Annotated in this window: 14 protein-coding genes and 2 pseudogenes; 6 read left to right on the plus strand and 10 right to left on the minus strand. The window is 59.1% G+C overall.

All coding sequences use genetic code 11. From position 1 onward, the window contains the following. Positions 1-75: 75 nt before the first annotated feature. From GIW48_RS23865 to GIW48_RS30000, 3 genes and pseudogenes are all read left to right on the plus strand, one after another. Positions 76-945, plus strand: coding sequence for a LysR family transcriptional regulator (locus GIW48_RS23865; protein ID WP_169985101.1), 870 nt, complete (start codon positions 76-78; stop codon positions 943-945). A 167-nt stretch (positions 946-1,112) separates the two neighbouring features. Beyond that, a pseudogene (locus tag GIW48_RS29995) lies at positions 1,113-1,889 on the plus strand (PAS domain-containing protein); the annotation flags it as partial. A gap of 126 nt (positions 1,890-2,015) precedes the next feature. Beyond that, positions 2,016-2,432 (plus strand): annotated as a pseudogene (locus GIW48_RS30000) (methyl-accepting chemotaxis protein); the annotation flags it as partial. A gap of 133 nt (positions 2,433-2,565) precedes the next feature. Here the strand turns inward: GIW48_RS30000 and GIW48_RS23875 are convergent. The 6 genes from GIW48_RS23875 to GIW48_RS23900 form a co-directional block, all read right to left on the minus strand. Next, positions 2,566-3,075: a hypothetical protein gene (locus GIW48_RS23875; protein ID WP_017139210.1), complete on the minus strand. Its 510-nt coding sequence runs from the start codon at positions 3,073-3,075 to the stop codon at positions 2,566-2,568. Between the two features lie 133 nt (positions 3,076-3,208). Continuing rightward, positions 3,209-4,618 (minus strand): MFS transporter, encoded by a 1,410-nt coding sequence (locus GIW48_RS23880; protein WP_176991476.1) that lies wholly within the window; start codon positions 4,616-4,618, stop codon positions 3,209-3,211. Between the two features lie 9 nt (positions 4,619-4,627). After that, entirely contained in the window at positions 4,628-5,365 is a 738-nt protein-coding gene (locus tag GIW48_RS23885; protein WP_017139212.1) for an NAD-dependent epimerase/dehydratase family protein, read from the minus strand. A 14-nt stretch (positions 5,366-5,379) separates the two neighbouring features. Further along, the gene (locus tag GIW48_RS23890) at positions 5,380-6,012 is read right to left on the minus strand and encodes a glutathione S-transferase family protein (RefSeq protein ID WP_236460919.1); all 633 of its coding nucleotides are present in this window, start codon (positions 6,010-6,012) and stop codon (positions 5,380-5,382) included. A 189-nt stretch (positions 6,013-6,201) separates the two neighbouring features. Continuing rightward, on the minus strand, positions 6,202-6,435 hold the full coding sequence (locus tag GIW48_RS23895; protein WP_099486528.1) for a DUF6124 family protein: 234 nt from the start codon (positions 6,433-6,435) through the stop codon (positions 6,202-6,204). A 457-nt stretch (positions 6,436-6,892) separates the two neighbouring features. Further along, positions 6,893-7,924 carry a LacI family DNA-binding transcriptional regulator gene (locus tag GIW48_RS23900; protein WP_170039861.1) on the minus strand — a complete coding sequence of 344 codons (1,032 nt, stop codon included), beginning with the start codon at positions 7,922-7,924 and terminating at the stop codon, positions 6,893-6,895. Positions 7,925-8,135: 211 nt separating this feature from the next. On the opposite strand from GIW48_RS23900, the gene GIW48_RS23905 reads away from it, so the two are divergent. Both GIW48_RS23905 and GIW48_RS23910 read left to right on the plus strand, forming a co-directional pair. Beyond that, positions 8,136-8,669 carry a gluconokinase gene (locus GIW48_RS23905; protein ID WP_169985094.1) on the plus strand — a complete coding sequence of 178 codons (534 nt, stop codon included), beginning with the start codon at positions 8,136-8,138 and terminating at the stop codon, positions 8,667-8,669. Positions 8,670-8,753: 84 nt separating this feature from the next. After that, positions 8,754-10,106: a GntP family permease gene (locus GIW48_RS23910; protein ID WP_056859617.1), complete on the plus strand. Its 1,353-nt coding sequence runs from the start codon at positions 8,754-8,756 to the stop codon at positions 10,104-10,106. Between the two features lie 139 nt (positions 10,107-10,245). Here the strand turns inward: GIW48_RS23910 and alaC are convergent, their stop codons facing one another. Continuing rightward, positions 10,246-11,445: an alanine transaminase gene (alaC, locus tag GIW48_RS23915; protein WP_017135427.1), complete on the minus strand. Its 1,200-nt coding sequence runs from the start codon at positions 11,443-11,445 to the stop codon at positions 10,246-10,248. A gap of 195 nt (positions 11,446-11,640) precedes the next feature. Here alaC and GIW48_RS23920 point away from each other — a divergent pair, with 195 nt between their 5' ends. After that, positions 11,641-12,123 carry a GyrI-like domain-containing protein gene (locus GIW48_RS23920; protein ID WP_017135428.1) on the plus strand — a complete coding sequence of 161 codons (483 nt, stop codon included), beginning with the start codon at positions 11,641-11,643 and terminating at the stop codon, positions 12,121-12,123. A 43-nt stretch (positions 12,124-12,166) separates the two neighbouring features. On the opposite strand, the gene GIW48_RS23925 is transcribed toward GIW48_RS23920, so the two are convergent. Genes GIW48_RS23925 through GIW48_RS23935 form a run of 3 tightly spaced genes read right to left on the minus strand, consistent with a single transcriptional unit; the run spans position 12,167 to position 14,264 of the window. Beyond that, positions 12,167-12,772, minus strand: coding sequence for a pyridoxamine 5'-phosphate oxidase family protein (locus tag GIW48_RS23925; protein ID WP_017135429.1), 606 nt, complete (start codon positions 12,770-12,772; stop codon positions 12,167-12,169). A gap of 36 nt (positions 12,773-12,808) precedes the next feature. Beyond that, on the minus strand, positions 12,809-14,017 hold the full coding sequence (locus GIW48_RS23930) for a type II toxin-antitoxin system HipA family toxin (protein WP_236460921.1): 1,209 nt from the start codon (positions 14,015-14,017) through the stop codon (positions 12,809-12,811). Next, positions 14,010-14,264 carry a helix-turn-helix domain-containing protein gene (locus tag GIW48_RS23935; protein WP_017135431.1) on the minus strand — a complete coding sequence of 85 codons (255 nt, stop codon included), beginning with the start codon at positions 14,262-14,264 and terminating at the stop codon, positions 14,010-14,012. Before GIW48_RS23935 ends, GIW48_RS23930 begins: the two co-directional genes overlap by 8 nt. Positions 14,265-14,358: the final 94 nt, after the last annotated feature.

Genomic DNA, 14,358 nt, shown 5'->3' on the forward strand with positions numbered 1-14,358 from the left:
TGCGCCAGTCTCGCGGGCATGGCACCGTGGGTAAAATTAAACCTTCAGACCCCACCCATAAGGACAGCTACTGCCATGATGAACCTGATGCACTGGCGCTTGCTGGTGGCCGTGGCCGATCAAGGCAGCATTACGGCGGCTGCCGAGCAGGTGGGCATGACCCAGTCCGCCGCCAGCCAGGCCATGGCCAACATGGAGGCGACTTTGGGTGCGCAATTGTTCACGCGCGAGCCGCGCAAGACCTTGCCCACCGCGCTCGGGTTGAGTGTGATCGAACAAGCGCGCGTGATGATGGGGGCGTTGCAGGCGATTCGTACAACGGTCGACGACGCTCGGCCGCTGCTGCGTGGGAGTATTCGCATCGCCAGTTTCCCGATGGTGATGGCGACTTTTCTGACGCCGCTGCTGCAGCGTTTTCGTCAGCTGAACCCCGGTATTGAAGTGACCACGCTGGATGTCACGGACAGTGAAGTGCTCACCTTGCTTGACGCCGGCCTGATCGACCTGGGCGTGGTGCTCAACCCCAGGCCCGAGCGCAACGCCAGCGTATTGGGGCGAGATTGCTGGATGGCCGTGTTGCCGACCGATCATCCCTTGGCGCAGCGCCCGGCCAACGCCAGCGTGTCGTTTGAGGAACTGCTGGAGCAACCCTTTGTACTTGCCACCGGCGGTTGCACCGCCAGTGCCCGCAGCTTGGCGGGCGCTGCGGGGCTTACCCTGCGCGATATTCGCGTGGAAGTACGCGAGTGGAACAGCGCCTACAGCCTGGTACGCGAAGGCGTCGGCGTCACGCTGGTACCTGAAATGGCCTTGCCGGTAAAGCGCAATGGCTTGCGCGTGATGCCGCTGACCGTCCCGCTGTATCGCGAATTTGCCTTGGTCGGCTCGCCCGCCCGGCCGCCTTCAGCCGCGGCAAGCGCATTGTTAAAAATGCTGGCTGACTAGTGGCCTTGCATAGCGCCAAGCCCTGTCTATGCTCACCCAGAACCGTTGATGACGTTTGGCATATAAAGCGTTTCGGATGGTTATTTCCCCATGAAGGTTAGCCAGCACTATCCAAAAAATGAATGGAATGCGCCTTTCAGGCGCCGGGAATCAAGGGTGATCTGACCATGTTCAACCGCCATCACAAATCCGACCTGCAAGAAATCGAACGTTTCTCCTGTGCCCTCACCGAAGCCAACGCCAAACTCGCCGCCATCAGCCGTTCCATGGCAATGATCGAGTTCGACCGCAACGGCATCATCCTCGATGCCAACGACAACTTCTGCCAAGCCATGGGCTACAACGTGGAGGAAATTCGCGGCAAGCATCACCGCATTTTTTGCGAGGATGCCTACACCCACACCGAGGCCTACACCAAGCTATGGCGTGACCTGGCGCGGGGCGAAGCCCTCAGCGGCACCTTTATGCGCCTGAACAAGCGTGGCGAAGAAGTGTGGCTCGAAGCCAGTTATATGCCGGTGCTCGACAGCAACAACCAGGTGCAGAGCGTGATCAAAGTGGCTTCGGATATTTCGGCGCGGGTCCACCATGAACATGAGAACCAGAGCCTGATCGACGCCATCAGCCGTTCAATGGCGGTGATCGAGTTCACGCCCCAGGGCCAGATTCTCAACGCCAACGACAATTTCCTGCGCACCGTGCAGTACTCACGCGAAGAAATCATCGGCCAGCACCACAGCATGTTCTGCCACCGTGCCGAGGTTGAGTCGCCGGCCTACAAGGCGTTCTGGGCCTCGCTCAACCGTGGGGAATATCATTCCCATCGCTTCGAGCGTAAGAACAAATACGGCAAGACCCTGTTTCTGGAAGCGTCCTACAACCCGATTTTCGACACCAACGGGCGCCTGTACAAAGTGGTGAAATTCGCCAGTGACATCACCGACCAGGTCACCACCCTGCGCACCGCCGCCGATTCGGCGCATGCCACCTCGGTACAAAACGATGCCTGTGCGCGCAAAGGTTCGGAGGTGGTGCAGCAAACCGTGCAGATCATTGAAGAGATTTCCAGCGACTTGAATCAGGCGGCCCAGAGTATCGATGCGGTGAGCAAGCAATCGGACATCATCGGCTCCATCGTGCAGACCATCCGCAGCATTGCCGAGCAGACCAATATGCTCGCGCTTAACGCAGCCATTGAAGCGGCGCGGGCGGGTGAGCATGGGCGTGGTTTTGCGGTGGTGGCCGATGAAGTGCGCAGCCTTGCCGCACGCACCAGTCAGGCGACAGTGGAGATTGTGGATGTAGTGCGCAAGAACCACGACCTGTCGCTGAGTGCGGTGTCGAGCATGCAGTCGAGCCTGAGCCGTACGGGGCTGGGTGTGGAATTGGCGAATGAAGCGGGGCAGGTGATCCTGGAGATTCAGGAAGGCTCGCGGCATGTGGTGGATGCGATCAGCCAGTTCAATTCGACGTTGCAACTGCAGTAAGGCTGGGGGCTCAAGATCGTTCCCACGCTCCGCGTGGGAATGCCTCACTGGACTCTCCGCGTCCGCTCTTGGGACGCGGAGCGTCCTTGGCTGCGGAGCGTGGGAACGATCATCCGATCATCAGCGGTGTCGGTCAGATCGCGGCCAGGGTTTCTTTAACCGCCTGCGCCGGATCAGTGGCCTTCGCCGCTACCTGCTGATCTTGCTGCTGCTTCACGCGTTCAGCCACTTGCTTGGCAATCGCGTCCTGTTTTTCCTGCGGCATTGCTTGCACTTGCGCCTCGGTCAAACCCTGTTCCTTGAGCAACTGCTCGCGGATGCGTTCGGCGGGGGACTTGTTCATGTAGTCGGTGAAGTCGGCGCGTGCGGTGCTGGTGCTCGAACCGGCTGCCGGCACATCCGTCGATGCGGTAGGGGCGGCGGTGGTGGCTTGCAGCTGCACACGGGTCTTGGCGAAGGCTTCGTCGATGCGATCGTTGGCCTTGTCCAAATCCTTTTGCGCGGCCGGCACGGTCACGCTTTGTTGCGCCGCTTGCAGGGCGCCGCTGTACAGCGTGCTGGCGGCAGCGTTGGCCGGGTCCATGTCGGGACGCTTGAGCTGTTGCACGGTCGATACGGCTTGGGCGTTGTTATTAACCAGCATGATCGGTCACCTGTGGAAATGTTCGGTGCGACAGCTGGAGCAAATAGCATGCCGAGTGCACCACCCCCGGTTTTGTTGGGGATGGCGCGGGCGTCGCGGCAATCATTGTCCCGCAGGCGGCCAACTGTTGCCGTCAGTGCGCAATATTCTCCAACGCCAAATTGCGCGTGCGCGGCCCGAACCAGCTGATGGTGATCATCACAATCAACATGCTGCTGGCAATAAACGCCAGCACGCCCGGCGTGCCCAGGTGCTCCAGAATAAAACCGATCAACAAGCTGCTGAACACTGTGGACAAGCGGCTGAACGAATAGCAGAACCCCACCGCCCGTGCGCGGATATTGGTCGGGAACAACTCGCTCTGGTACGAGTGATAACTGAAGCTCAGCCAGGCGTTGCAGAAGGTGATCATCACCCCGCAGATCACCAGCCCCACGGCCGTGGTTTGCAGGGCAAACAGGCTGCCGAAGATCATCGCGCCCATGGCTGAGCCGACAATCTGCCATTTGTTTTCAAAGCGATTGGCCACTTTTACAAACAGCAACGGCCCCAGCGGGTAGGCGAGGGTGATGATGAAGGCGTACATCAGGCTGTGGGTCACGCTCACGCCCTGACCCGACAGCAACGCCGGCAACCAATTGCCGAAGCCGAAAAAGCCGATGGCCTGGAACACGTGAAACACAATCAGCATCAGTGCGCGACGCCGGTACGGCGGTTGCCAGATATCGGCAAAACGGCCGCTGCCTTGCACGCCGACGGCCTGCAGTTCGGGTTCATCCAGCGGTTTGCCGTGATCCTTTTGGCAGCGCGCCTCCAGGTTGTCCATGATCTGCCCGGCTTCATCAAAGCGACCTTTTTGCGCCAGCCAGCGCGGTGATTCCGGCAGGCGCTTGCGCAGTTGCCAGATAAACAGCGCAAACACTGCACTGCTGAGCACCACCCAGCGCCAGCCAGAGACCCCGAATGGCGCCTGGGGCACCAGCCACCACGACATCAATGCTACCGCCGGCACCGACAGAAACTGGATGAAAAACGCAAAGGCGAACGCTGAACTGCGCATGCGCTTGGGCACCAGTTCCGACAGGTAGGCGTCGATGGTTACCAGCTCGATCCCCAGGCCAATGCCCACCAGAAAACGCATGCCGATAATGCCCAGCGCCGAGGTTTGAATGCCCATCAACACCGTGGCGACCGTGTACCAGATCAACGCAAAGGTAAAGATCGCCCGGCGCCCGAAACGGTCGGCGATAGGGCTGAGCAGGCTGGCGCCGAGGAATAGGCCCAGAAAGGTTGCCGAGGCGAACGCGGCCTGGTCCGAGAAGCCGAACACGCCCTCGCTGCCGGTGTGGAAAATACCGTCGCTGATCAAGCCGGGGCTGATATAGGCGGTCTGGAACAGGTCATACAGCTCAAAAAAACCACCGATCGACAGCAGCGCCACCAGGCGCCAGACGGTGGCGACGGCGGGCAGGCGGTCAATGCGCGCGCTGATGTGGGCAGCACGGATCGGGTCGATGCCGTCGGCGGTGGAGAGTGCAGGCATGGGCAGAACTCAATAAGTAATCGGGATTTCAAATGCTTGGAATGCATCATCGACCGGATGGTAACCCAACACCCGCGTGGTTTCGCTCAGGTCCAGGCGCTTGAAACGGTTATTGGAAATGCCATGGGCGATCAGGTGCTTCACGCCCTCGGCCTCCACCGAGCGTTGCAGCAATTGCACCGCGTCCCGTGGGCTGAGCCAGGCGCTGAGGTCGCGGGCGTTGTTGAGGTCGTGGGTTTCGGGGAACTCAAAGGCGCCGATGCGCAGGGCAATGGTCGACAGTGGCGTCTTGGCTGCGTAGTAGCCGCACAACGCCTCGCCGTAGCATTTGCTCACGCCATACAGGTTGGCGGGCATTACCTGCATGCCGGGCGTGATCTGCCGGTCCACCGGGTAGCCTTCAATCGTCTGTGCGCTGCTGGCGAACACCAAACGTTTCACGCCGGCGGCTACGGCGGCTTCGAACAGGTAAGTGGTGGCGAGGATATTGTTCGGCAGCAATTCGTCGAACGACGCGCTGGCGTGGGGGATGCCCGACAGGTGCACGACTACATCGATGCCGTCGAGCAGCGCGGCCAGGCTGGCTTTGTCACTCAGGTCAGCGTGGACGAAACGGTGCTCGCCCAGGTCGAACGCCGGCGCGATGCGGTCTGTGAGGGTGAAGCGGTAGCGGTCTTTCGAGGCTTCGAAAAATGTCTTGCCGATTCTGCCGCAGGCGCCGGTAAGCAGTACGTTGAGTCCTTTCACAGTGAGTCCTTGTTTTAGTGATGGCCGTCGAGGGCGAAGGTCTTGAAGCCCTGGCGTTGGCTCAGGCGTTGGTAATACGCCGCAATGGCAGGGTAGGGCGGGCGCTGCATGGGCGTGTTCTGCCAACGGTGCACCGAAAGGCCGATCAGAATATCGGCGAGAGTGAATTCATCTCCGGCCACATAGGCGCAGGTTTTAGCCAGCTGTTGTTCCAGCAGGCCCATCTTGTCATTCCACACCTGCACGGCGGCGGCAATCTGCGCCGTGTCGAGGTTGTCGGGGTTATTGCGCACCAGCGCGGTGAAGGCATCGCCCCAGGCGCGGTTGAGTTCCACGGCTTGCCAGTCCACCCATTGCTCGACCCGCGCACGTGGCGCGGGTTCGGCGGGTAGCAGGTCGGTGCGTTGGTAGAGGCCGATCAGGTAGCGGCAGATGGTGTTGGATTCCCACAACACACCGTGGTCGTCGATCAGCACTGGTACCTGGGCGTTGGGGTTCAGGGCCAGGAATTCGGCTGACTGGGTGGGCTTGAAGCCGATGCCCCAGTCTTCACGCACGTAGTCGATGCCCAGTTCCTGGCAGGTCCAGAGCACTTTGCGCACGTTGATGGAGGACGTGCGGCCGAGGATTTTCAGTGAGTGTCCCATGGTGCTTCCCTGACGATGGCGAGCGGTCAATCTAGCAGGGGCAGGACTTTACGGCGATATCTTAAGTGGGCACGGACAACATGTGGGAGCTGGCTTGCCTGCGATAGCGGTGTGTCAGGCAATGATGTGCCGACAGGTCTACCGCCATCGCAGGCAAGCCAGCTCCCACAGGGTTAACCGAGTTAGGCTTTAGGTGCGTGGTGTTTGCTGGTCCATGGCTTTGCCGACCATCAGCACTGACAACTCGCTCAGTTGATGAATGGCGAGGGCCACGTCGCGGTGTTTGCCGGTGAGGTCATTGGACAGGTCGAGCAGCAAGGTGCTGACGGAGCACACGGTTTCGTAGCTGTTGATCAGTAGGGATTCGAGGGGTGTGTCGGGTGTGAGAGTGAAGAGCGTAGTTGGGGGATTGACGCTTTGCATGGTTGAAGTACCTGGTTTGTGCCACACCCGCATCGCTACTAAACAAGTTGGGTGGCAGCTGTGCGCAGGTTAGTAGACCGGTAATCCCACACAAACCCGGCGCGCCCGAAGGCGCCCTACGCACAGCCGCCATAATTGGCTTGTGCATATTGTGTTGGGAAGTTCGGGCTACTAAACCCGATCACCGAGAAATTCAGTGACCGACCCACCTTAGAGACCACCCCCCAAGCGCACAAGCCGGCGGATTCTGACGTAAGCGTAGGCAACCGGGCAAGGCGCTTACGGCAATGTCAGCCGCGTCCTACAGGCGTCCCACATCTCAAGCGAGCACGGTAAAAAAATGTGGGAGCTGGCTTGCCTGCGATAGCGGTGTGTCAGGCAACGATGTGCCGACAGGTCTACCGCCATCGCAGGCAAGCCAGCTCCCACAGTTTGATTGTGTTTGGGCTTTGAAAGGTTAAGTACTTTCGCGCACCTGCAACGCAAACCCCATGTCCACCACCGGCTTGGCAATCTTGTTGCCCGCCATGATCGTCAACAAATGCTCCGCCGAGCGCCGCCCGATCGCTTCCCGTGGCGTGCTGATGCTGCTCAAACGCGGCACCATAAAAGACGATGCCGGCAAATCGTTAAAGCCCAGCACTGCCACGCGCTCCGGCACGTTGATGCCGTGGCGCATGGCCTCCAGCAGTGCACCCTGGGCCAGGTCGTCGTTACCGAAGAAAATCGCATCCACGTCCGGATGCGCCGCCAGCAGCTGCAAAAACAACTCACCACCCAAGCCCACGGAGGAGGGGCGTGGCGTCAGCAGTTCCAGCGCCGGGTCGTACATACCCGCCTGCTGCAGGGCACGGCGGAACCCTTCACCGCGCAGCAACGTGCGCTGGTCCAACTGCGCGCCGATATACGCCAGGCGCTTGCGCCCACGGGAGAGCAAATGCGCTGCGGCTGTTTCGCCTGCGCTCAATTGCGAAAACCCCACGCAATTCACGCCCGCGTTCGGGTCCAGATCCATCATGTACACACAGGGCACATTGCTGGCCTCGACCATCCGTCGTGCGCTTTCGGTGCGATCAAACCCGGTCAGCAGCAAACCGCGTGGCTGGTAGGCCATGTAGTTGCGCAGCAGGTTTTCTTCTTCATCACGCGAATAGTGCGAGTTGCCGATCAGTACTTCAAAGCCCTTGGGCCGCAGCACTGCGTGGATGGCTTCGAGGGTTTCGATAAACAACAGGTTGGACAGCGACGGCACGATGACCACCACCGAATGGCTTTGCGCCGAGGCCAGGGCGCGAGCGGCGGGGTTGACGACGTAATTCAGTTCGGCAGCGGCCAGTTGCACTTTTTCCACCAGCTCGGTAGCAACCGTGCTGACGCCACGCAGTGCGCGGGAGGCGGTAATGGGGCTGACACCCGCCAGGCGGGCCACTTCATTGAGGGTCGGGCGACCGGTGGTGCGCAATTTTTTATCGTTCTTGGAGGTCATCAGGCTGTTGCCAAACAAAAATCGAGGCACTAAGGTAGCGCTGTCTCCAAATGGCTGCAAATTATTGAACGTTGGGTTGCCTGATCCTGTTCAAACAGTTGGAGAGGATGCACGCGTCACTCCATAAAAATGACAAGTCGGCGCGGGAAAAGCCTGTTTTTGCACTAGCCTTACAGCGTGCAAAGGTAGCGCTATCTGCGTCCTGAGGTGTTTCATGAGTCAACCTGTTACCGCCCTGGTCATCATGGGTGTTTCCGGCTGTGGCAAGTCCAGCGTCAGCGAAGCCCTGTGCCGCCTGAACGGCGCCACCGCCATTGAAGGCGACAGCTTTCACCCCGCCGCCAATATCGAAAAGATGAGCGCCGGCCACCCCCTTAACGACGACGACCGCGCCGGCTGGCTCGATATCCTCTGCGATGAACTGCGCCGCTCGCTCAAAGCGGGCGAGCATCCGGTGCTCACCTGCTCAGCCCTCAAAAAGAAATACCGTGACCACCTGCGCGAAGCCGCGCCGGGCCTGGGGTTTGTGTTCCTGGAGCTGACCCGCGCCGTGGCTGCTGACCGCGTGTCCCATCGCCCCGGCCATTTCATGCCGGCAAGCCTGATCGACAGCCAGTTCGCCACCCTCGAATCGCCCGTGGGCGAGCCGCTGACCCTGGCGCTCAATGCCAGCGAAGACAGCGTTGAGGACTTGGCCAAGCAAACCAATGCCTGGTGGCTGCAACACGGCTTTGAACCTACTCATTAATTTTTTGCCGGAAAAGGTAGCGCTACCCCCGGCGAAAGATTCAATACCCGCTTTAATAACAACAACAAACAGGAGAGACCCCCCATGTTTGGCATGTCCCACGAGTCCTACCTGCTGCTAGACGCAGTGGTCACAATCATCGGGTTGATCGTTCTGATCACCCAATTCAAGGTGCACCCGTTCATTGCACTGATCATCGCGGCCGGCTTTCTCGGCCTGACCTCGGGCATGCCCGTGGACAAGATCATCAAGGCGTTCCAGGACGGTTTTGGCGGTGTGCTTGGTTTTGTCGGCATTATCCTCGCGCTGGGCACGATGCTCGGCAAGATGATGGCCGAGTCCGGCGGCGCCGATCAGATCGCACAGACACTGATCCGTGCCTTCGGCAAAGACAAAGTCCAGTGGGCGATGATGTTCGCTGCGTTCCTGGTGGGCATCCCGCTGTTCTTCGAGATCGGTTTTGTACTGCTGATCCCGCTGGTATTTATCGTCGCGCGCCGCACCGGCGTGTCGCTGATCAAGATCGGCATCCCGCTGCTCGCCGGCCTGTCGGCAGTACACGGCCTGGTGCCACCGCACCCTGGCCCGCTGCTGGCCATCGGCGTGTTTGGCGCAGACATCGGCAAGACCATCCTGTACGGCCTGATCGTCGCACTGCCGACCGCCATTATTGCCGGGCCGATTTTCGGCACGTTTATCGCCAAGTACATTCCAGGCAACCCGTCCCAGGAACTGGTTGACCAACTGGCCCGCGAGCCAGAGTCCAAAAGCTTGCCGAGCTTCAGCATCACCCTGATCACCGTGCTGCTGCCGGTGTTCCTGATGCTGCTCAAAACCTTCGCCGACGTCGCGCTGCCGGACGGCCATGCCATCCGCAACTGGATGGACATGATCGGTCACCCGATCACTGCGCTGCTGCTGGCGTTGCTGCTGTCGCTGTACACCTTTGGCCATCGCCAGGGCATTCACTCCAAGCAAATCCTCAAGCTGCTCGACGCCAGCCTCGCGCCGACCGCTGCGATCATCCTGATCATCGGCGCCGGTGGTGGTTTCAAGCAGATGCTGGTGACCAGCGGTGTGGGCGACGTGATCGGCCACATGGCGGTGAACGCGCAGATCAACCCGATTTTGCTGGCGTGGCTGGTGGCGGCGGTGATTCGTGTGGCCACAGGCTCCGCGACGGTCGCGACCATTACCGGCGCAGGCATTGTGGTGCCGGTGGTCGGGATGATTCCAGGCGTTAACCGTGAGCTGCTGGTGTTGGCGACGGGGGCTGGCTCGTTGGTGTTGTCTCACGTCAACGATGCGGGGTTCTGGCTGGTGAAGCAGTACTTCAATATGACCGTGGTCGAGACGTTCAAGACCTGGACGGCGATGGAGACCATTCTGTCGGTGGTGGCGCTGATCTTTATCATGTTGCTGTCGTTGGTGGTGTAACAGGCGCACCACAAAACCTATGTGGTAACCCAATCAAATGTGGGAGCTGGCTTGCCTGCGATGGCGGTGTTGGATTTACCATCGCCATCGCAGGCAAGCCAGCTCCCACATTGATTCGGTTTCTTCAGGTCGTTCAGGATCAGGCTTTATCCGCCCGGAACATCCCGCGAATCCCGCGTACCGCCTGGCGAATCCGGTCCTGGTTCTCGATCAGCGCAAAGCGCACATGATCATCCCCGTACTCACCAAAGCCGATACCCGGCGACACGCACACCTTCGCCTCCAGCAGCAGTTTCTTGGCAAATTCCAGCGAACCCATGGCGGCATACTGCTCGGGGATTTTTGCCCAGACGTACATCGACGCCTTCGGATTCTCGACCATCCAACCCAGCTCATGCAGGCCTTTGACCAGCACGTTACGGCGCTGGCGATACTGCTCGGCAATGTCCTTCACGCACTGCTGATCACCTTCCAGCGCCGCAATCGCGGCCACTTGCAGCGGGGTGAAGGTGCCGTAGTCGTGGTAGCTCTTGATCCGCGCCAGGGCGTTGACCAGTTCCGGGTTACCGACCATAAAGCCGATGCGCCAGCCGGCCATGTTGTAACTCTTGGACAGGGTGAAAAACTCCACCGCAATGTCCTTGGCGCCCGGCACTTGCATGATCGACGGCGCTTTCCAGCCGTCGTAGACGATGTCGGCGTAGGCCAGGTCGTGGACAACAAGCACGTCGTACTGCTTGGCCAGGGCGATCACACGTTCAAAGAAGTCCAGTTCCACGCACTGCGCGGTGGGGTTGGACGGGAAGCCCAGAATCATCATTTTCGGCTTGGGGATCGAGCCACGAATCGCCCGTTCCAGCTCGGCGAAGAAGTCCACGCCCGGCACCAGCGGCACCGAACGCACCTGTGCGCCGGCAATCACGGCACCGTAGATGTGAATCGGGTAGCTGGGGTTGGGCACCAGCACGGTGTCGCCCTGGTCGAGGGTGGCCAGCATCAAATGCGCCAGGCCTTCCTTGGAACCGATGGTCACGATGGCTTCGGTTTCCGGGTCGATATCCACTTCGTAGCGGTCTTTATACCAGCGCGAAATCGCCCGGCGCAGCCGCGGAATGCCTTTGGAAGTGGAGTAGCCGTGGGTATCTTCACGCTGGGCGACGGTGACCATTTTTTCCACGATGTGGGGAGGCGTGGCGCCGTCAGGGTTACCCATGCTCAAGTCGATGATGTCTTCGCCGCGCCGACGCGCAGCCATCTTCAGCTCGGCAGTGATATTAAAAACGTAAGGGGGGAGTCGATCTATGCGCGCAAAGCGGCGCGGCGAACCTTGGTCTGCCATTGTTGCCTCGAGGTACGTAAGCGCCCGGAACCGTCCGAGCGACGTCGGCCACTGCGGTGGCCTGCGGGGCAGACAATACGGTCGATGATGGCCAGTTGTCCAGATGTGTAGGAAAAATTTCTACTTGGAGTGAAGCCTGGATATGCCCCTATACTCGATGCGGGTTTGTTCCCTCATAAGAAGGAGACTGTTCGTATGGATCAGCAGACAAAACAACCGTTAGAGCCACGCATGGAAGCCGGTAAAGCCTTGGTAATCGCTGGGGTACAAGGGCGTTATTCAAAGGCCACAGTGGGTGATATCCCAAAGCTGTGGGAATTGTTCGACACTTGCATCAAAGACATTAAAAAGCGCGTCGGTGGCGTGACCTATGGTGTGTGCCATAACCCCCACCATGGCGAGTTCGACTACATGGCCGGGGTTGAAGTCCCGACTAAAAGCGACGTGCCGAGCAACTTCGAGTTCATCGAAATTGCACCGCTCAACTATGCCGTGTTCCCACATTACGGGCCGGTGCAGGCACTTGAGCAAACCTACGAACGCATCATGTTCGAGTGGTTGCCGCACTCGGGCTACAAGGTGATGGGCGCGGATTTCGAACGCTACAGCGCCGATTTCGACGCGCGCAAGGGTACGGGGACGGTGGAGATCTGGCTGCCGGTTGGCGAAAAGGGCTGACGGCGGTGCTGTCAGCGCCGGCAAGCCGGCGCCGACAGACGTATCAATACAGCGTGTTTTTGACCCGCTCCGGCATCTCTCGGTCATAGGCCTCGGCATCAAACTGCCCAGCATTGAGCCGCTTGTGAAACGCTCCGGCCGACGGCAGTGCCGAGCGGTCCAAGTGCTTCTCGGGGTTCCAGCAATCCGAGCGCACAAAGGCTTTGGAGCAGTGGAAATATGCGGCTTCCACCTGCACCAGAATCACCGAACGCGCCGGTTTGCCATTCACCGCAAAACTCTCCAGCAGCTCGGGCTCGATGGAAATCTGCGCCCGGCCATTCACGCGCAACGTTTCGCCAACCCCCGGGATGATGAACAGTAAGGCAATGCGTGGGTCTTGCAGCAGATTGCGCAGGGTGTCGAGCCGGTTATTGCCCGGCCGGTCCGGGATCGCCAAGGTGCGCTCATCCACAATCCGCACAAACCCCGGCACATCACCACGTGGCGAGCCATCAATGCCGTCCGGCCCGGATGAACTCACCACCACCAGGGGCGACGCCCGCACCATGGCCTGGTAATCCTCGTTGAGAAACGCGATCTCCTTGCGCACCGCCCGCTCGTGGGGGAGGCCGTAGAGGGTTTCGAGTTGTTCGAGGGTTGTCAGCATATTCACCACCTTGTCCTTGGATGAGTACAGAAGCGTTCAGCCACCGAAGCTCTGCTGGTAGCTCTGGGCGGATTGTCGAATGGCTTTTGCAACGTCAGGCGCTAACCGACAGTATTCGTCTTCGCGCTTGAGCACGACCTCAAGGGTTTGAAGCAGCGCCTGAATACGCGCCTGAGGTTCTGCAATTTCGCAGGTTCTTGCAAACTCAAGGATGCCCAAGCGTGAGGCAAACATTGATTTGTTGCCGGACAGATCCAGCGCAAGTGTGTCTTCAGGTATATAGGCGGTGGTATTCACGATGTCGTAAGCCGGGGCCAGGCGCGCGTCAAATTTAATCGGGTCACTGTAGAGCACACCGAAGTTTTTCAGGTGAGCATCGCCATTTCCCACGATGCAACTCAAAGCCACGCTATCGAACAATTGGTCCAACGAGCTGCGTTGGTTTTCTGGTGAGCAAAACGCGCGTACAGCCTTGGCGATGGCGGCATAGCTCTTGGTGTATTTCTGTTCGGCAGACAGGCCCATCAGTGTGGTCATGTCTTCGAAACCCAGCGGGTTGAGCTGCGCGTCGCGATCAAAGCGCCGCATGATGAATAGCTTATGGTTCTGCGACAGATAAAACGGCGGCACGGGCAGGCCTGCATCCCGCGCAATGGACATGCACAGGTATTCATTGATGGCCAAGCCCGGAAACTCATCGCGCCCGCTTTTGATAATCAGGTCGTTGGTTTTTGAGGTGAATTTTTGCTCGGGAGTTTGAGGTTTTTCTGGCACCAGCACTTTGGGCTGTACGCCAGAAATGCCCGCTCGCAGAATGTAACGGTCCACCAAGTCGGCGAACAGGTCTTCTGCTCCGTCCCACGCGAGAATTTCTGCCAGGCTCTCTCCGTTTGCGGGAGGACCGTTGCGTTGGATCAATTCGTTTATCTGATCGGAAATCACGAAAACCCGGCCAATCGGTGCACTGCTACCTGATAAGGCCAGTAACAGCATCGGGTCCACTTTTACCGTTTTAGCCAGACGGTTACGCAATTGTTCCAGTACGTAGCCTTCGGGCAAATTCATTTGAAAGATTGGATGCAATTCGCGGCGGCGATATTCTTCTGCGCGCACGGGCATGGTAAGGCTGATGGCGCTTTGGGCCTGTGCCTTAGCGTCGTAGCGAAACAGGTAATCATCAGCGCCCACCAAGACGCTGCCGCTGTCGCCCTGAGGCGTATGAACGCTAAGAGCGGGGCTATTCATTGAACAAGTCCTCTAACTCTTCAAGTGTCGGCAGAGTCACTGGCACTAATTTGACCTCACTGCCCAGGGCGGCAATCACGCGAGCATAGGCATTCATGGAAACAGAGAGGCTGCCCTTCTCGATTTCGATCAGTTTTTGCCGGGTAACGCCCGCAAGTTTCGCCAGGTCCGCTTGTGTATAGCCACGGTTGAGGCGCATGGAGCGAACTTGTTGGCCTAAGCGTTGGGTGATAATAGAAGTGTCCATGTCACGTATTCATTACTTTTGATTATTTAAGTCATATATACGTTACATTTTTAAGCTGTCAATGCCATCCCGACCAAACACCCAACTCAACCTG

The sequence above is a fragment of the Pseudomonas sp. PA-6-3C genome, from assembly GCF_021605825.1.
In the GTDB taxonomy this organism is placed as follows: domain Bacteria; phylum Pseudomonadota; class Gammaproteobacteria; order Pseudomonadales; family Pseudomonadaceae; genus Aquipseudomonas; species Aquipseudomonas edaphica.